The 15,278-nt window shown below is 64.4% G+C and carries 21 protein-coding genes; 17 read left to right on the top strand and 4 right to left on the bottom strand.

Annotated features, from left to right (window positions below):
- Nucleotides 1–199 precede the first annotated feature (199 nt).
- From BJQ95_RS16330 to BJQ95_RS16315, 4 genes are all read left to right on the top strand, one after another.
- On the top strand, nt 200–322 hold the full coding sequence (locus BJQ95_RS16330; RefSeq protein WP_256041423.1) for a hypothetical protein: 123 nt from the start codon (nt 200–202) through the stop codon (nt 320–322).
- A gap of 100 nt (nt 323–422) precedes the next feature.
- A complete protein-coding gene (locus tag BJQ95_RS16325) occupies nt 423–1,106 on the top strand; it encodes a helix-turn-helix domain-containing protein (RefSeq protein WP_130176801.1) in 684 nt (227 codons plus the stop codon).
- Nucleotides 1,082–1,852, top strand: a complete 771-nt coding sequence (locus BJQ95_RS16320) for a hypothetical protein (RefSeq protein ID WP_130176800.1) — start codon at nt 1,082–1,084, stop codon at nt 1,850–1,852. Before BJQ95_RS16325 ends, BJQ95_RS16320 begins: the two co-directional genes overlap by 25 nt.
- Before the next feature lie 180 nt (nt 1,853–2,032).
- The gene (locus BJQ95_RS16315; protein ID WP_205750057.1) at nt 2,033–2,227 is read left to right on the top strand and encodes a hypothetical protein; all 195 of its coding nucleotides are present in this window, start codon (nt 2,033–2,035) and stop codon (nt 2,225–2,227) included.
- Between the two features lie 21 nt (nt 2,228–2,248).
- Here the strand turns inward: BJQ95_RS16315 and BJQ95_RS16310 are convergent, their stop codons facing one another.
- Complete coding sequence (locus tag BJQ95_RS16310) at nt 2,249–2,644, bottom strand: AAA family ATPase (protein ID WP_130176799.1); 396 nt, start codon at nt 2,642–2,644, stop codon at nt 2,249–2,251.
- 257 nt (nt 2,645–2,901) lie between these two features.
- Between BJQ95_RS16310 and BJQ95_RS16305 the strand changes: the two genes are divergently transcribed.
- Nucleotides 2,902–3,480, top strand: coding sequence for a DUF6431 domain-containing protein (locus tag BJQ95_RS16305; protein WP_256041422.1), 579 nt, complete (start codon nt 2,902–2,904; stop codon nt 3,478–3,480).
- A 148-nt stretch (nt 3,481–3,628) separates the two neighbouring features.
- On the opposite strand, the gene BJQ95_RS19590 is transcribed toward BJQ95_RS16305, so the two are convergent.
- Together BJQ95_RS19590 and BJQ95_RS16295 are read right to left on the bottom strand one after the other, a co-directional pair.
- Nucleotides 3,629–3,895, bottom strand: coding sequence for a hypothetical protein (locus tag BJQ95_RS19590; RefSeq protein ID WP_370688396.1), 267 nt, complete (start codon nt 3,893–3,895; stop codon nt 3,629–3,631).
- Between the two features lie 585 nt (nt 3,896–4,480).
- Entirely contained in the window at nt 4,481–4,765 is a 285-nt protein-coding gene (locus BJQ95_RS16295; RefSeq protein WP_130178663.1) for a MarR family transcriptional regulator, read from the bottom strand.
- A gap of 106 nt (nt 4,766–4,871) precedes the next feature.
- Here BJQ95_RS16295 and BJQ95_RS16290 point away from each other — a divergent pair, with 106 nt between their 5' ends.
- The 8 genes from BJQ95_RS16290 (at nt 4,872) to BJQ95_RS16255 (ending at nt 12,436) form a co-directional block, all read left to right on the top strand.
- The gene (locus BJQ95_RS16290) at nt 4,872–6,416 is read left to right on the top strand and encodes a proton-conducting transporter membrane subunit (RefSeq protein ID WP_130178662.1); all 1,545 of its coding nucleotides are present in this window, start codon (nt 4,872–4,874) and stop codon (nt 6,414–6,416) included.
- The gene (locus BJQ95_RS16285; RefSeq protein WP_256041421.1) at nt 6,413–8,842 is read left to right on the top strand and encodes a DUF2309 domain-containing protein; all 2,430 of its coding nucleotides are present in this window, start codon (nt 6,413–6,415) and stop codon (nt 8,840–8,842) included. The genes BJQ95_RS16290 and BJQ95_RS16285 overlap by 4 nt, the downstream gene beginning before the upstream one ends.
- 2 nt (nt 8,843–8,844) lie before the next feature.
- On the top strand, nt 8,845–9,162 hold the full coding sequence (locus BJQ95_RS16280; RefSeq protein ID WP_205750197.1) for a transcriptional regulator: 318 nt from the start codon (nt 8,845–8,847) through the stop codon (nt 9,160–9,162).
- Entirely contained in the window at nt 9,159–10,001 is an 843-nt protein-coding gene (locus tag BJQ95_RS16275) for a DUF6671 family protein (RefSeq protein WP_130178660.1), read from the top strand. Before BJQ95_RS16280 ends, BJQ95_RS16275 begins: the two co-directional genes overlap by 4 nt.
- A 243-nt stretch (nt 10,002–10,244) precedes the next feature.
- Entirely contained in the window at nt 10,245–11,291 is a 1,047-nt protein-coding gene (locus tag BJQ95_RS16270) for a TerC family protein (RefSeq protein ID WP_256041420.1), read from the top strand.
- Between the two features lie 45 nt (nt 11,292–11,336).
- Complete coding sequence (locus BJQ95_RS16265) at nt 11,337–11,567, top strand: hypothetical protein (RefSeq protein WP_130176269.1); 231 nt, start codon at nt 11,337–11,339, stop codon at nt 11,565–11,567.
- Nucleotides 11,564–11,872 carry a zf-TFIIB domain-containing protein gene (locus BJQ95_RS16260; protein ID WP_130176270.1) on the top strand — a complete coding sequence of 103 codons (309 nt, stop codon included), beginning with the start codon at nt 11,564–11,566 and terminating at the stop codon, nt 11,870–11,872. Before BJQ95_RS16265 ends, BJQ95_RS16260 begins: the two co-directional genes overlap by 4 nt.
- Nucleotides 11,873–11,896: 24 nt before the next feature.
- A complete protein-coding gene (locus BJQ95_RS16255) occupies nt 11,897–12,436 on the top strand; it encodes a GNAT family N-acetyltransferase (protein ID WP_256041620.1) in 540 nt (179 codons plus the stop codon).
- A 65-nt stretch (nt 12,437–12,501) separates the two neighbouring features.
- Here BJQ95_RS16255 and BJQ95_RS16250 read toward each other — a convergent pair whose 3' ends face one another.
- Nucleotides 12,502–13,167: a TetR/AcrR family transcriptional regulator C-terminal domain-containing protein gene (locus BJQ95_RS16250; RefSeq protein WP_130176272.1), complete on the bottom strand. Its 666-nt coding sequence runs from the start codon at nt 13,165–13,167 to the stop codon at nt 12,502–12,504.
- A 92-nt stretch (nt 13,168–13,259) separates the two neighbouring features.
- Here BJQ95_RS16250 and BJQ95_RS16245 point away from each other — a divergent pair, with 92 nt between their 5' ends.
- The 4 genes from BJQ95_RS16245 (at nt 13,260) to BJQ95_RS16230 (ending at nt 15,269) form a co-directional block, all read left to right on the top strand.
- On the top strand, nt 13,260–13,739 hold the full coding sequence (locus BJQ95_RS16245) for a DUF6326 family protein (protein ID WP_130176273.1): 480 nt from the start codon (nt 13,260–13,262) through the stop codon (nt 13,737–13,739).
- A gap of 110 nt (nt 13,740–13,849) precedes the next feature.
- Nucleotides 13,850–14,416: a GNAT family N-acetyltransferase gene (locus tag BJQ95_RS16240; RefSeq protein WP_130176274.1), complete on the top strand. Its 567-nt coding sequence runs from the start codon at nt 13,850–13,852 to the stop codon at nt 14,414–14,416.
- Nucleotides 14,417–14,554: 138 nt separating this feature from the next.
- Nucleotides 14,555–15,016, top strand: a complete 462-nt coding sequence (locus BJQ95_RS16235) for an SRPBCC domain-containing protein (RefSeq protein ID WP_165384841.1) — start codon at nt 14,555–14,557, stop codon at nt 15,014–15,016.
- A gap of 88 nt (nt 15,017–15,104) precedes the next feature.
- A complete protein-coding gene (locus BJQ95_RS16230; protein ID WP_165384842.1) occupies nt 15,105–15,269 on the top strand; it encodes a hypothetical protein in 165 nt (54 codons plus the stop codon).
- Nucleotides 15,270–15,278: the final 9 nt, after the last annotated feature.

The following is a 15,278-nucleotide window of genomic DNA, read 5'->3' as shown; positions in this document are numbered from 1 at the left end:
CTATCTACACGGTCGAGAAGGATGGTGATCAACACTTCCCAGATGTCGTCGCGTGCCGCGTTGTGTGGGGTGCCGCTTGCTGGAGCGGCGAACGCTTCTGCCCAATCGGTGGCGTCAAAAAGGTTCTTGTCCAGCTTTCCGCGGATCTGCGTGCAGAGTTCCCGACCGCGAAGGGGTCTCCCTGGCCAACCTCAGGAACATGCGCCGGTTCGCCGAGGCGTGGCCCGAACACGACTCAATTCGCGGCCGGACCACGGACACCACGGTGCACGGAGTGCTCGGCGCCGACGGCTTCACCGTCATTGTCACCAACGCTGCGTAGCCCAGCACCCATCCCGCCTCGTGGGCTCGCCGCGCTGGCGACGGCGTGCGCGATACGCATACGCGTGCCACAATAGCTTCGAGAACGAAAGTGAAGTGGCATGACCGAGTTGACCACCGAGGAAGCGCGCCAGCGGCTCGACGTGAGCCCGCAGCACATCCGCGGGCTGCTTCGCGTGGGGAAGCTTGATGGCCGACAGCTCTCGTCGGGAACGTGGCTTATCGACGAAGATTCCCTCGAACGCCGGATCGCGCTCAGCGTCGGCCCCGTACGAAACTGGTCGGCTCTCTCCTCGTGGGCGCTTCTCGGTGAGCTTTCCGGCGAGCCCAACCTGGTCACGATCTCGACCAGGACGCGTGCTCGCGTGCGTGAACGTATCCGACTGACCACGGCCGACGAGATCGCCCGCCGCGTGGCCAGCCGCACCACGGTGACCCGCTACGACGCAGATGACCTACTCGACACGGCCACCGACATGGTCCCCACAGGTGAAGCCGCCCTTGACATGCTCGACACCGACCTCTCGCCTCGGGAACTGGCGATTGAGGGCTACGTCAGCACAGCTTCGATGCAGGAGTTCGTCCGAGAGCACCTGCTCATCCCTGATCGCCGCGGGGCCATCGTTGTGTACGAGGACCCAGGCCTGTTCATCGGCCGTGACTACGCGCCCGTTGCTGTCGTCGCGGCTGATTTGGCGCGGAGTACCGCCACCCGTGAGCGTTCCGCAGGCATCCAGGCCCTCGAGGAGATGAGGCAGCGATGGCTGGCGACACGCACGAAGTAGACATCGGCGACGCAGGCTTCCTGCCGCCGTGGTCGACACTGTTCGAGGTGGTCGCCGCGACCGACATGGATGACTGGATCCTTGTCGGTGGGCTCATGGTCCAGCTGCACGCGTACCGGGCAAACATCCCTCCGTCGCGGATCACCAAAGACGTGGACATGGTCGTCGACGTCGCGAGCGCCAAAGCGAGCATCCAAGCCGTCTCCGGCCAGCTCAGAACTATTGGCTTCGAGGGTGAGGTTCCCCAGACGAAGAGTGCGCCCGCCTACCGGTTCAGCCGCGGCAAAGAGCAGATCGACCTTATGGTCCCTGACGAACTTCCGCCAAGGATCCAGCCGCGGCTGATGATGCGTCCGGCTTTCGGTGTCGTTGCCGGCAAGCAGGCGATCCGGCGCCGGGACACTTTCGTTGTTCGTTCAGGCACCCAGACAGCGACCCTTGCTTCACCGGCCGTGCTCGGCGCAATCATTGTCAAGGGGGCTGCGAACCAGGTCGACCAGCGTGACGCGGGTCGCCACCTCGAAGACGCGGCTCTCCTGCTCGCCTCGATCGAAGCCGTCGGCAAGCTTGACCTTGTCGGCCTGTCGAAGAACGATCGTAAGCACCTCGTCCGGGTCGCACAGATGCTCCCAGGCAGCGCGGCAGCGTGGCGACAGCTGGACGACGTCAGCCGCCTGCGAGGCCAGCGACAGTTGGCTCGACTCGTACTGGCCGCCCAGCTGATCGTTCCGGTCCGTCGGGATTGATTAGTCAGGCACCACCTTCTCCGTGCGCTCGATGATCAAGGCATTGAACCCGCTGGTCTTTGGCGAGTAGCCCTTGCAGGAAGCGGTATTCCGTCGATTAGACACGGGCGGTGCGGTGCGCTGCTCTGCTGTGAAAGGACGACGCATAGGGCGTTGTCGTTTCATTGGTAAGGGCGGGTCATGGCGGACTATCGGAAAATATTGGGGCTGTTGCTGGAGGGGCGGATTTACGCGGGCGCGAACGTCAAGGTTGTCCAGCGGATGCTCGGCCATAAGTCGGCCGAGGTGACTCTCGACACATATGCAGCGATGATCCCAGACGACCTGGACAACGTGACAGACGCACTCAGCCGTCAGCGCGCGGAGCAGCTTTGAAGTGGTGAGGGCATCCTTTGCTCAGTTGGCGGTCGCGAGCTCGTCATCTCGTTCCGGTAGCTCACCTTGACCGTCGATGATTCCCATCATCATCAGGTAATGCCCGTGCTGGCGGTGGTTCTTGAAGATATTCTCAAAGACTATGAGGTTTGCCTCGACCGTCACGGGCGACGGTGAGACGTGCAGGTCATCAAAAATCGAGTGAGACCCGGCGTTCACCCATGAGAATAGGGCGCGGCAAGTGATCTGGTCTTGGCCAGTGAATTTCGCGATAATCTCCTCGGTGTCGATATCTCCCAGGATGGTGAAGTAGGTCTCCAGGATGCGTCGGAGCCCATTCTGCAAGCCGACGCTCGTCGCATACGGGTCGTCCGCCGCTCGTTTGACTTCGTCCCACAGCGTGTTGCGCGTCTCCACGGGTGACGATGAGGCCGGGGTTGTGCGTCGCGTTGGTTGACGATGGGGTTGTCGACATCGGCGGCGTCATCGTGACGAGCAGCGATGGTCGCGGACGAACGCACGGGCCGGGGTCGTCGCGTTGATCCTGGCGAGGCTGGTCGGCAGTGTGACTGCGAGCGCCGCCTCCTCAACACGAGGTGGCCCCTTCCCGGGTCGGGTGTGGTAGTCAAGAGTTGCTGGCATGACCTGGTGGCAGCAGAACGGAGCTGGACGCGATGATCGTGGTCGCCTCGCCGGTGCAGGCCGAGGCCCTGCTCGACGCGGGGCAGCTGAGTTGTCCCGGCTGCGCCGGGACGTTACGCCCGCACGGATATGGCCGCATCCGCAGGGTGCGCAGCCTCGGCGTGGCACCGGTCACGGTGCGACCTCGCCGGGCCCGCTGCTTCTCGTGCGCGGCCACGCACGTGCTGCTGCCCGCCGGACTGGTTCTGCGCCGGGCGGACACGGCCGAGGTGATCGGCACTGCCCTGGCAGCCAAAGCCCGCGGCGAGGGGCACCGCACGATCGCGGCCCAGCTGGGCCGCCCGGTCTCCACGGTGCGCCGCTGGCTGCGGCGGGCACGGGAACCACACGCCGATTGGTTGCATGAACAGGGCGTGCAGCACGCGTACCGCGCCGATCCTGACATCCTGAACCGTGAGCTGGTCTGGCCGACCACGCTCGGGGACGCACTGAACCTCCTGGCCGGCGCAGCGCTGGCCTGTCAGCGGCGTGGGGACTGCCCGTTGCCGGTGTGGACGCTGATTGGCATGTTCACCCGCGGCCGGCTCCTGCCCCCGCCCCTGCGCACCTGAGAATCCACGCCGGAGCGCTCCCGCGTGCCCGAAAATCGCCGTCATCGTGACGACCGCGACAATTCCCACCGTCACCATCGACGATCACCACGTCACCGTGCCGACCACACCCCCAAAACTCATCGTCAAACTGGATGACGCCTCATCGTCATCCAACGTGACGGACAACACACAGCGCTGCAGATGCAGTCTCGATTGGGTTATCGGCGGAGAACTCGATGACGCTCGGATGACGGCCGCGCTTCCGGACGGGGCCGAAGGTGCGCGGCACCCGCGGTTGCTTGCGCGTCCGATACGCGACCTCTTTGTGGAAGTGCGCATTGTGGGTCATCAGGATGAGCTGTCGCACTCGGCCTGTGTCCGCCCCTATGTCAGCGATGATCCGCCGCACCAGCGTGGATACCGCAAATAGAATGTCGCTGTCGAGGCTTGAGATGGGGTTGTCAATAACCGCAAGAAGGTCGTTCGTTTCGTCGCTATTTTGGGGGCGCCCTCGAGCGACTGGGCGGTACCGCCACAGATAAACCCTCTGCTTCCCCTTTGTTTACAGTAGAAGGAGGGGGTTTTTCAGTTCCGGGTGATCAGGGCTCGGTGCGTGCCCTTAGACGCTGGGTGGGCGAGCTAAAGATGCCAAGTCAGTCATTTTCACTCCAGATCTCATCAATACGTTCGTGGATGTCAGTCGAGGTCAATCGCGCATGGCTGGCTGCGCTGTGCACCTAGCGGCGTGCGTCGTCAACACGAGCTCGCAATGCCGCCGCTGCGAGGCCCGGTTCGATTTCTCGGACCACAAAACCGCGTCCTTGCTCACTCCGCACGAGGCCCTCAGTATCAAGGTCGTTGTAGGCGCTGTGAAGGTGATGACGCTCACTCGGAGATCGGCTGTGAGCCCCTCCTACGGCCGCAAATGACCGACGGAAGAATCAGTAGAGCCAAATCTCCTCTGAAATCTGCAACTGGTCACCCGTTGCTCGGCCAGATCTTCGGACGCGCGGATCCGTTACTGTCCTTGAGTGTTGGCGAAGGTGGAAAGAAGCTCCCCGATGCGGTGATCGCGATCCAAGGGGTGCCGAAGTGGCATTGCCGTGTTGAGCCGGTACGTGTTGCGGCGCCCTTCGCGTTCGCGGTCCAGGTAGCCCGCCTCCTCTAGCTCAGTGACGATGCGTTGCGCCGCTCGCTCGGTGATGCCGACCTGAACGGCGACATCGCGTAGCCGCACGTTCGGGTTTTCCGCCACGCACAACAACACGTGGGCGTGATTGGTCAGAAATGTCCAGGCCGCCATCTGTCTATTATCTCCCACCCGACGAGCTTCTCCCCACATTCTATTCCCGACATTCAACATGTGCTATGTTTTTCCTGTTTTGTAGGTCGTGTTTGGAGAGGTGCTGATGTCTGATTGGCTCGTTGTGGGTGGTGTGACCATGGCGCCGTGGATCGCGGGGCTCTGCGCCGCGCTCCTCGGCTGGGCGGGCGTGAGCGGGAACAGGGTGGCCCGTCTGGCGGCGACCGTGGTCGGGGCCGGGTTTGTCGCGACTGTCGCGGTCGCTCTCACATCCGTTGCAGCGCCGCACCAGAGTGAGCAGGTGGTGTTCGGGTCCACCTCGGTGCACCTGGATGCCTTGGCGTTGATCTTGTCGCTGCTGGTGTTGGGACTCAGCGCGCTGATCCAGGTCTTCGCGATTCGATACCTACGGGGTGATCTTCGACAGGTCTGGTTCGTCGTCGCAGCCAACCTGCTCACCGGTTTCACCGTGTTGATGGTATGCGCCGGGTCGGTGGCCCTGTTCACCGTGGCCTGGGTCGGAGCGGGGGCGGCACTCGTTGTGCTCCTGGCAACCTATCGGCCGCTTGCGCAGGCCCGCGACGGGATCCGGCGCACCGGATCCCGGTTCATGATCGCTGACACTGCCTTCCTGGTTCCGGTCGCCATCCTGCTGGTCACCGCCAGAGGAGATATTCCCCTGGATCAGCTTGGTGCGGTCGCGGAGTCGTTGCCGCTGCCGCTTCAACTGACCTGCGCCGTGCTTCTCGTGGTTTCGGCGTTAGCTCGCTCAAGCCAGATCCCCTTCCAGGGTTGGTTGCCGTTCACGTTGGCGGCGCCCACGCCGGTGTCCGCGCTGATGCACGCCGGCGTAGTGAACGCCGGGGCGATCCTGCTGATCCGATTCGCCCCGGCCATCGCGCCACACCAGGCCGTCATGGTCGGGGTCTTCGTGGCCGGTGCCGTGACCCTGGTCTACGCATCGGCGGTCCGCCTGGTGCGGCCGGATGTGAAGGGCCGGTTGGTGTTCTCAACAATGGCGCAGATGGGGTTCATGATCATGGCGTGCGGTTTGGGAGCGTTCGCGGCAGCAATCTTCCATCTGGTCGCCCACTCCCTATTCAAATCCACCCACTTCCTCGGTGCCGGCATGGGAGTGCGCCAGCACGCCGTCGACCGAGACCTTCCACCCCGAAAGATCTACTCGTCGTCCGCACTCGCTGCAGCCGTGACCCTGTCGGTGCTGGTGACATTGGCGGCGCTGGCCGCAGCCGAATGGGTGTTCGCCCCCACCGAGGCAACGGCAAGTACTGCCCTGCTCGTGTTTGTTGCCGTGACCGCCAGCGTTGCTCTGGGCACAGCGCTGAGCACCGATTTCTCGCCCCGAACGGTTCTCACCGGCACGGCATCAATAATGTTGCTGACGTTCGGATATGTGGCCCTCCTGCAGATGTTCACAGCGGTATTGGAACCTGCGACCACCATCAATGCCGCCCCCGCCTGGCTACTGCTCTTGCCCACCGTCGGCCTGATCGCAGTCCAACTGCTCTCCCGTAACCCGCACCAGCTTGCGCACCTGCGTGACCACGTTTACACCAGGACCGTGACGACCACCCTTCCCCGCCCGCCTGCTCTTCCCCGCACGTCAGTGAGCACAGGAGTGCTGTCATGAATTTGATTCTTCGCGCCCAGGTAGCCACCGCCGCCCACGACATCGTGCCGTCCTGGCCAGTGGAGTCCTTCATCGCCGTGAATCCACTCGCGGGCCACGAACGTCGCCCTTTCGAGGCCGCCGCCGCCTCGGGCGTGGTCCTCGCCCGGTCCCGGGACGCCTACCTCGCCGACGCCGGCCGTGGCCGCATCGTCGATGCCGACCTCGAAGCAGCCCTGGCCGAGCGTGTGCCCGAACTCGCCTGGCAGCTCGCCATCGGCGGTAAAAGCGTGTCCGCGTTGAGCGTGGCGGTCCTGGACATGAGGAACGCGCAGTGGAATTCCCCCGCCGCAACTGAGCCATCGGCGCCTTGGCTGGACGAGTACCTGGCCACCTGGGTGTCGTCCTACCTGAACCCGGACCCGCTCTGGGCGATGCCCCACAAGCAGCACGGCTTCTACCAGGCGTGGCGAGCCCTGGCCCGCCGAGACCCGTCACTGCTTCGAACGGTGCGCCGGATGGTGACCGAATTGCCTGTCGAGCCCGACGCCGCACTGGCCTGGGCGCTGGTCAAACTCGGAGTCCCGGCGGAGGCGGTAACGGAGACGCTACGAACCGAGCTCCAACACCTGCCGGGCTGGGTCGGCTACATCAAGTGGCGGGCCGAAAAGATCGGGGACATCGACCTGCTCTCCTACCTGGGCGTGAGATTGACCCTCCAAGCGCTCCTCGGCCTGACCTGCGTCCCTTCGACACGCGGACCCGTCCTGGCCAACGAGACCCCGCAAGCCGTCTGGCACCGGGCCGAGCAGGTTGCCCGTTTGATCGGCGGAAGTCGAACAGACAGAGATGACATCGCGGCAGTGAGCCGGGTTCTGGCCATCAACCCGGTGCCCGACCATGCGTTGACCTGGCAGAAAGCCTACGAACTGCACTACCGCACCGCCCTGGTGAACGCCCTCAGGAACACCGATCCCTACACCCCTCGTCCCCAACTGCAGCTGGTGATGTGCATAGACCCCCGATCCGAAGGAATGCGGCGTCACGTCGAAGTCCTCCCCGAAATGGAAACGTTCGGGTTCGCCGGATTCTTCGGCGTCCCCGTGCGCTTCTCCCGGTACGGGGCCCGCGGCGCCATCAATTCGTTGCCGGCTCTCCTGACCGCCCGACACCACCTCACCGAAGAACCGACCCCCTCAGCGCAGGCTGAAGACCACATCACGAGCGGCCGCACCCGGGACGCGTTCCGGCGATCAACCCATCGTGCCGACTCCGGCACAGTGACACCGTTCGCCTTCGCGGAGGTATCCGGTTGGCTGTACGGCGCCATCAGTGTGCTGCGCACCCTCACCCCGACGCTGGAGGCACGAATCCACCGATTCCTGACCCCGTCCACGGCCGCCCTCGCGAGCACCGTGACGATCGGTGACGCCTTCACGTTGCAGGAGCGGGCAGCGATGGCTGAAACCGCGGTGCGGATGATGGGCATCACCCAGTTCGCCCCCCTGGTCGTGCTCGCAGGCCACGCGTCCGAGTCGATGAACAATCTGTACCAGTCGGCGCTGGATTGCGGCGCCTGCGGCGGCAACCCCGGGGCGGCCAACGCCCGCGCCTCCGCCGCCATCTTCAACGACCCAGACGTGCGCTCCCTCCTGGCGGCCCGTGGAATCGAGATCCCCTCCGACAGTTTCTTCATCGCGGCAGAGCACAACACCGTCACCGACGCGGTCACGCTCCTGGACCGGCACCTCGTCCCGCAGAGCCACGTCGATGCGGCTCGCACCTTCGACCGGGTCCAACGCACAGCCGCCGGACGGTTGGTCAAGGAACGCGCCCAGAACCTGCCGGGAGCATCCCCGCACGACCCGGCCAGGGTGCAGGGGCGCGCCCACGACTGGGCGGAGGTGTATCCAGAGCTGGGGCTTGCCGGCAACGCCGCCATGATCATCGGACCGCGTCAGCTGACCCGCGGTGTCAACTTGGACCGGCGGGTGTTCCTCCATTCCTACGAAACGGAGTTGGACCTGGACGGTGCCGCGCTGGAAACGATCATGACCGCACCCTTGGTGGTCGCGCAGTGGATCAACCACCAGTACTACTTCTCCGCCCTCAACCCCGACACCCTCGGTGCCGGAACCAAAACCATCCACAACGCCATCGGAACCATCGGAGTCATCGCCGGTCACGCCGGCGACCTGCGCCGCGGCCTACCCTGGCAATCCGTCGGCCACGGCGACCAACTGTTCCACGAACCGATGCGCCTGACCGTCGTCATCCAGGCCCCTTTGGACAGCATCGGACGCATCGTCTCCGGCAACCAGATGTTGCGAAACCTGCTCGACAACGACTGGATCACCCTCACCGCACGCAACGACCCCGCAGCTCTCTGGTACCGCTACACCTCGTACGGCTGGACGGTCGTCCCTAACGCACTGAAAGGAACCTGACCATGAACAACCTGACCCAAATGACCCGGCTGGAGGTTGTCGTGCCCGCCCGCGACGCCCCCGCGATCCGCGAACTGATCACCTCCGCCGGAGCCACCGGCTATACGTCCGTGTCAGGGGTATCCGGGATCGGACACCACGGCCAACACTCCGGGGCATTACTCTTCAACGAATACGACACCCTCACCATGCTCATCACCGTCCTCCCACCCGGTAACGCCGGCGAGTTGATCGACGCTATCCAGCAACTTCTCAGCACCTCCAGTGGTGTCATGTTCGTCTCCGACACCTACGTCTCCAGGCCCGACTACTTCCAATGACCCGCCCCCGCACGGCGTACACCGGACGCACGATCACCTTCGCCACGATGCACGGCAAAGAATCGCTCGCACACGACGCATTCCAGAACACACTGGGCGCGACCGTCACTGCGGCGACGGGCCTCGACACCGACCAATTCGGAACATTCGCCGGCGACATCCCCCGACTCCTCAGCCCGCGCGACGCAACCCGAGCGAAAGCCCGACTCGGCATGCAAATCGCCGGCACCACCCTCGGCCTCGCCTCCGAAGGCACCTTCACGTCCGGATTCGGACTTTTCGTGGAGAACACCGAATTTCTCCTCTTCATTGACCACACCCTGGGGCTGGAGATTGTCGAAAGCAGCGTCACCACCTCGCCGGTGCCCGGAGGGCGACGCATCGCCAGTGCCCGCGAAGCCCTCACGTTTGCGTCGGCCATCGGCTTCCCGGGCCAGGGAGTGATCCTGCAGAGCACCCAGAACGACCACACGACCGCCCACAAGAACATCACTCGACTCGAGGTCCTCGGCGACACCACTGAAGCGCTTCTGAAACAGCGCCAATCCATTGTGATCCTTCCGGACTACCGCGCCCACAAGGCGCCGTCCCGCGCCACGGCCATCCGGACGCTCTGCGAAAAAATGGCCCAGCGACTTGCAACTGAGTGTGCGCACTGCCGGGCGCCCGGGTTTGGCCACATCAACGTCGAACACGGCTTGCTCTGCTCTGGCTGCGGATCGGCGACCCAGGCCATCGCAGCCGATATCCATGGCTGCGGCCGGTGCACTTATAAGGCTCGGGTGCCACGAGATCAAGCCCACGCCGACCCGGAATGGTGCGACCACTGCAATCCGTAGCTGGCGACCCAACACTGGAGGCATTCCTTTTGCGGCGGCCCGTCGAAAGGCCCCGTCTGAAACCCGCCACGGATGCTGCACAGCCGTTGCCCAGTTGACGTGACGCACATCTATCGTGTTTACTGATCACAGAAGGGGAGTAATCCTCGCTTCGCATCGTCAATACGTTCCCGCCGCGGGTTCCGGTGTGCAGGGCCGCAAGGTAGATGAGACCTTCACGAGTATTTCGTGGAGGTCTTTGTCATGGCTGTCCCCCTGTGGGCGTGGTTCGCTGTTCTGGGTGTGATCCTGCTGATGCTCGCCGTCGACCTGGTCGCCCACCGCAAAGCTCACGTGATCGGTGTGCGGGAAGCCGCGGTGTGGTCGATCGTGTGGGTGACTCTCGGTGTGGCGTTCGGCGTGCTGGTGTGGACGCTGTGGGGGGCGGAATTCGGGCAGCAGTACTTCGCTGGCTACCTGATCGAGAAATCCCTCGCGGTCGACAACGTGTTCGTCTGGGCGATTATCTTCGCCGCTTTCGCGGTCCCGCGCGAGTACCAGCACCGAGTGCTGTTTCTGGGCGTCCTGGGCGCCCTGATCTTCCGCGGGATTTTCATCGCGGCCGGCGCCGCGCTGATCGAGAACTTCTCTTGGATCCTGTACGTCTTCGCCGCGTTCCTGATTTACACCGGGTGGCGGATGTTCCGCTCCCGCAACGACCACGTCCACCCCGAGAATTCCCGCATCCTCAAGGTGTTTCGCCGGTTCGTGCCGATGACCGACGCGTACCACGGGCAGAGGTTTCTGGTCCGCAAGGCAGGAATCGTGGTGGCGACCCCGCTGCTGGCCGTGCTGGTGCTGGTGGAGATCACGGACGTCATCTTCGCCGTTGACTCGATCCCGGCTATCTTCGCCGTCACTAGTGAACCGTTCCTGGTCTTCACCGCGAACGCGTTTGCCATCCTGGGGCTTCGGGCGATGTACTTCTTGCTCGCGGACCTGATCCATCGGTTCATTTACCTCAAGATCGGACTCGCGTTCGTCCTGATCTGGGTGGGTATCAAGATGCTGCTCCTGGATGTCTTCTACATCCCGACCACCATCAGCCTGGCCGTGGTCGTGACCATCATCACGGTGTCCATCGTGGCCAGCCTCCGCGCCACCCGCGGTCAAGGCCGACGCGACGTGCAGACCGAGGCTGCAGGGGCGTTCCGGATCGCCACCGACGAGGAACTTGCCGCGGTCGAGCCGGTCTTCGGCCGCCGTGGACGAGTGCCTGCCGGTAGCGGGAAGGACCGCTCCGATGAGTGACCTGGACCCCGCTGTGGCCCCCGGCCCTGAACCGAGCTGATCACGATGACGCATACTCGTCGCGACTGCCAGCTCCGCGGCCCCACCCACGAAGCGCCGGTCGGCCGCCTGGTCCTAGACGGGGTGCCATGGCCCGAAGACCTCCTCAGGCTCACCCGCCACGGTGAAAGGGGTGTGCACATCATTCTTCCCCGCGACCGGGACCGCTGGGTGGGCCTGTTCGCCGGCGTGCGAGTGCTGGCCGAATTATTCAGCCACAGAAGGGAGCACGTATGAACTGCCCTCAGGACGCAGCCGTGCTGGTGGTCGATCGCCGCACCGGCATCGAGATCGACGTCTGCCCGATCTGCCGGGGGGTGTGGCTGGATCGCGGGGAGCTGGACAAAGTCATCGCCCTCGCGGGCACCCGAAGTCGTCCGGGCCGGCCACCGTCGCTGCCCCCGCTGCGAACGACAAGCTCCGCCAGCGAGGATGTGGACGCCCCGCCGGTCGGCCAACCGAAAGAGGCCGTACCGCAGGGCGAGGGCTGGTTGGCGGACCTGTTCAAGGAAACCCCGCCACCCCTGGATCGAAAGACATGACCGGAAGCACGGACTTCCACCGTGATGACGACCTGCAATGCTCGTGTCATGCACAGGCACACGACTGAAACGCTGGTTTCCACTCGACTGATCCTCGAGCCGCTCGCGCGCGAGCACGCATCCCCGATGGTTGACGTCCTCGCACACGTGTCGCTGTACACCTTCACCGGTGGCACGCCACCGACCCTCGCCCAACTCGAGGCGCGCTATGCCGTTCAGGTGGCCGGGATTTCACCGGATGGGGCGCAGCATTGGTTGAACTGGATTGTCAGACGTCGTGATTCCGATGCCATCGTGGGCTTCGTGCAGGCGACTGTCGAGGGGGACAACGACGGCCTGATGGCAGAGGTGGCTTGGTTGATCAATCCGGCGCACCAGGGCCAGGGCTTCGCGTCAGAGGCCACCCGGCACATGATTCTGTGGCTGCGATCCAATGGGGTCGACCGTGTCGCCGCGTTCATCCATCCCGAACACGCCGCCTCGATTGCCGTGGCCCGCCACCAAGGATTGCGAATCTCGAACATCGCGCGCGACGGGGAGATCCGATGGGACTCGCAGACCTAACCACGCCGGATCGAGGCGCGGCGAGAGGTCTCCCCGAGCGCAAGCAAAGCCAGCTGAGCCGCTCATTAACGCTCGCGCAGCGCGGGGCTCGCGTCGGCGACCCGACGTTCCAGGCTCTCAAGCAGCAGCTCCAACCCGTAGTCGAACTCGTCCGCGAACGCGTAACCGCCATCGCCGAAAAGCTCGGCGCGCGACCGCGCAATGTGCGGATACAGCTCCGCCGGCGCTGCGACCTTGACGGCGAAAGCCTCCTCGGCGCCGTCCTCCGGTTCGAACGGCAGGCTCGTCTCGGTCAGCGCGAACCCGTATACGTAGGCGTCGATGGCGGAGAACGCGTGTGTCGCGAGCGCGGCGCTGAACCCGTGGGTCATCAGCACGCCGAGTAGCCGGTCGTGGTCCTGCAGCAGCGCTGGGCCGGGGTTGGAGCGCACCATCATCCCGAGCGCCCACGGATGAGCCGTGAGCACCGACCGTGCCGATCGTGCCCGGGCGGTCAGCGCCTCCCGCCAGCTGCCGCCGACCTCGGGCAGCTCGATCCTTTCGAAGACCCAGTCGGCGAGGTCGTCGAGCAGCGCCTCCTTGCTGGGGACGTGATGGTAGAGCGACATCGCCTCTACGCCGAGCACCTTCGCGACACTGCGCATGCTCACGGCGGCAACACCCGCTTGGTCGGCTACCGCGGCGGCCGCGCCAATGATCCTCTTCCTGCTCAAAGGGGTGCGCGGCGTCATCTTCTCATCCTTGCGCACTTACGCTTGTAAGGCTACGCTGTTGTTCAGTCCTTACACCCGTAAGTTCTCTCTGAAAACCTGGGAGGTCCGCCATGTCCAGAACTAGCACAATCCGAACGAACACCCCGAGCCGGCTCGACAACCCGCCCATCCCCGTGCAGGCCAAGCTCGCGGCAGCCTGGACGAGCCTGATGTTCCTCGTCATCTACATCGACTACTTCCACCTCTACCAGCCCGGCGAAATCGACGAAATCCGGGGTGGCGTCATTTTCGAGTTCGACATCAGCGGGACCTTGATGTCCATTTTCTTCGTGGTCATCGCGATCCCGGCCCTGATGGTGGTGCTCTCCATGGCGCTGCCCGCCCGGGTGAACCGTGCCACGAACCTCGTTATTGCATCGCTGTACATCCCCGTCATGGTGTTCAACGCGGCAGGGGCGTCCTGGGACTGGGCCTTCTACTACGGCCTCACCATCGGCGTCGAGGTGCTGATCCTGGCCTTCATCCTGCGCTCCGCCGGGACCTGGCCTCGAACCCCCGCCATCCCAACCGATCCGGCGACGATCACCTGATTTCGCCGTAAACGCGCTCGGAAAGTCCCATCTCCGTTGTTCTCAAGGGAGTCAGGGGGTTTTCTTGCCTCGATGTGCCGAGCGATATCAGCCCGTGAAATGATCACGGTATGACTGACGGCCCTCTTGAACTGCCGACCCTTCACGGCCAGCGATTGATCTTGCGTGAATGGCGTGACTCGGACGCCCCGACAGTTCAAGAAGCGTCCCGGGACTCCCTGATACCCATCCTTACGACTGTCCCGTCAACGGACGGTGAATCCGAGGCTCTGGCTTTCATCGCCCGCCAACGAGATCGTCTAGCGACGCGCGCGGGTTATGTCTTTGCGATCGCTGACGCTTCCGACGTCGCGGTCGGGCACATCGGACTGTACTTCTCAGCTGGCGCGGGCGTGCGAGCCAGTGTCGGATACTGGATCACGCCCTCCCAACGCCGTCAGGGGTATGCCGCCGAGGCGCTCGGCACACTCACGGCCTGGGCGGTGAACCTCGCCGAACTTGATCGGGTCGAGCTGTACGTCGAGCCATGGAACAGCGGCTCCTGGCGAACTGCTGAGAGTGCGGGCTACCAACGCGAGGGCCTGCTCCGCGCTTGGGAGCGGATCGATGGCAAACCGTGCGACATGTTCATGTACGCGCGGCTTACGACCACTGCGCTCGCACGCGAAGCAGAATAGGGCGACCAGCGTCTCACTTGCTCGTGAACCGATTCGCAATCATGGGTACGCTCGATGAGGCGCGTTTGCAGAACTGGTTGACGTGCCGCTCGGCGGGCACTGTCCCGTCGCGCTCAGCTCGAACGTGAAGGAAACACCGTGTCTGATTACGCAAGAATCAAGGGCCACACCGTGACCCGCACCGTGCACATCGAGGCCCCGCGCGCGCGCGTCTGGGAGGCGTTGACCGACCCCGAGGTGATGGTCAAGTGGTTCGGAGACGCTGTGGGGTTCGCCGCGCTCAAGCCCGGTGCGACGGGCAGCATCGACTGGGACGGCTACGGCAGCTTCCCGATCGAAATCACCGAGGTGGTGCCCGACGGATCATTCGGCTTCCGTTGGTCGGGAATCCCCGCCGAAGAGCTCGACGAGTACTCGACGCACGTGCGCTTCACCATCGCAGATGCTGGTACCGGGACGGATGTCACGGTGATCGAATCGGGCTTCGACACACTCCCCGGCGGCACCCGCTACCGCCGCGAACGCCTTGAGCAGAACCGAGAGGGCTGGGACGTCGAACTCGACGAGCTCGTGATGCTACTCGAGGGCGTCGCCCAGTAGTTCACGATTGCCGGGCAGCCGCTCGACGAGTTGGCCACGCTGCTCGTCCGGTGCTTCGGTGGCCGAGGTGTACCTGCACGGTGCGCACGTGACCCGCTGGACACCGACGGACCGGCCGCCGGTGCTGTGGATGAGCGCGCTCAGCGAGTTCGCACCCGACCGGCCGATCTGTGATGGGGATGTGCAGGATGACTCGATCACCCTGGCGCCGGGTGCGGCGCACACGATGAGCGCGGTCATCGCCGCCATCTAAGGGGGCGGA

Source organism: Cryobacterium sp. SO1 (genome assembly GCF_004210215.2).
Lineage (GTDB): Bacteria > Actinomycetota > Actinomycetes > Actinomycetales > Microbacteriaceae > Cryobacterium.
Note: the sequence above shows the minus strand (reverse complement) of the source record. Positions and strands in the feature narration are given on the sequence as shown.

Excerpts from the sequence above, each read along its gene's own strand:
- BJQ95_RS16330 (WP_256041423.1), top strand. The coding sequence starts at position 200 with ATGCGCCGGTTCGCCGAGGCGTGGCCCGAACACGACTCAATTCGCGGC.
- BJQ95_RS16325 (WP_130176801.1), top strand. The coding sequence starts at position 423 with ATGACCGAGTTGACCACCGAGGAAGCGCGCCAGCGGCTCGACGTGAGC.
- BJQ95_RS16320 (WP_130176800.1), top strand. The coding sequence starts at position 1,082 with ATGGCTGGCGACACGCACGAAGTAGACATCGGCGACGCAGGCTTCCTG.
- BJQ95_RS16315 (WP_205750057.1), top strand. The coding sequence starts at position 2,033 with ATGGCGGACTATCGGAAAATATTGGGGCTGTTGCTGGAGGGGCGGATT.
- BJQ95_RS16305 (WP_256041422.1), top strand. The coding sequence starts at position 2,902 with ATGATCGTGGTCGCCTCGCCGGTGCAGGCCGAGGCCCTGCTCGACGCG.
- BJQ95_RS16295 (WP_130178663.1), bottom strand. The coding sequence starts at position 4,765 with ATGGCGGCCTGGACATTTCTGACCAATCACGCCCACGTGTTGTTGTGC.
- BJQ95_RS16290 (WP_130178662.1), top strand. The coding sequence starts at position 4,872 with ATGTCTGATTGGCTCGTTGTGGGTGGTGTGACCATGGCGCCGTGGATC.
- BJQ95_RS16285 (WP_256041421.1), top strand. The coding sequence starts at position 6,413 with ATGAATTTGATTCTTCGCGCCCAGGTAGCCACCGCCGCCCACGACATC.
- BJQ95_RS16280 (WP_205750197.1), top strand. The coding sequence starts at position 8,845 with ATGAACAACCTGACCCAAATGACCCGGCTGGAGGTTGTCGTGCCCGCC.
- BJQ95_RS16275 (WP_130178660.1), top strand. The coding sequence starts at position 9,159 with ATGACCCGCCCCCGCACGGCGTACACCGGACGCACGATCACCTTCGCC.
- BJQ95_RS16270 (WP_256041420.1), top strand. The coding sequence starts at position 10,245 with ATGGCTGTCCCCCTGTGGGCGTGGTTCGCTGTTCTGGGTGTGATCCTG.
- BJQ95_RS16265 (WP_130176269.1), top strand. The coding sequence starts at position 11,337 with ATGACGCATACTCGTCGCGACTGCCAGCTCCGCGGCCCCACCCACGAA.
- BJQ95_RS16260 (WP_130176270.1), top strand. The coding sequence starts at position 11,564 with ATGAACTGCCCTCAGGACGCAGCCGTGCTGGTGGTCGATCGCCGCACC.
- BJQ95_RS16255 (WP_256041620.1), top strand. The coding sequence starts at position 11,897 with ATGACGACCTGCAATGCTCGTGTCATGCACAGGCACACGACTGAAACG.
- BJQ95_RS16250 (WP_130176272.1), bottom strand. The coding sequence starts at position 13,167 with ATGACGCCGCGCACCCCTTTGAGCAGGAAGAGGATCATTGGCGCGGCC.
- BJQ95_RS16245 (WP_130176273.1), top strand. The coding sequence starts at position 13,260 with ATGTCCAGAACTAGCACAATCCGAACGAACACCCCGAGCCGGCTCGAC.
- BJQ95_RS16240 (WP_130176274.1), top strand. The coding sequence starts at position 13,850 with ATGACTGACGGCCCTCTTGAACTGCCGACCCTTCACGGCCAGCGATTG.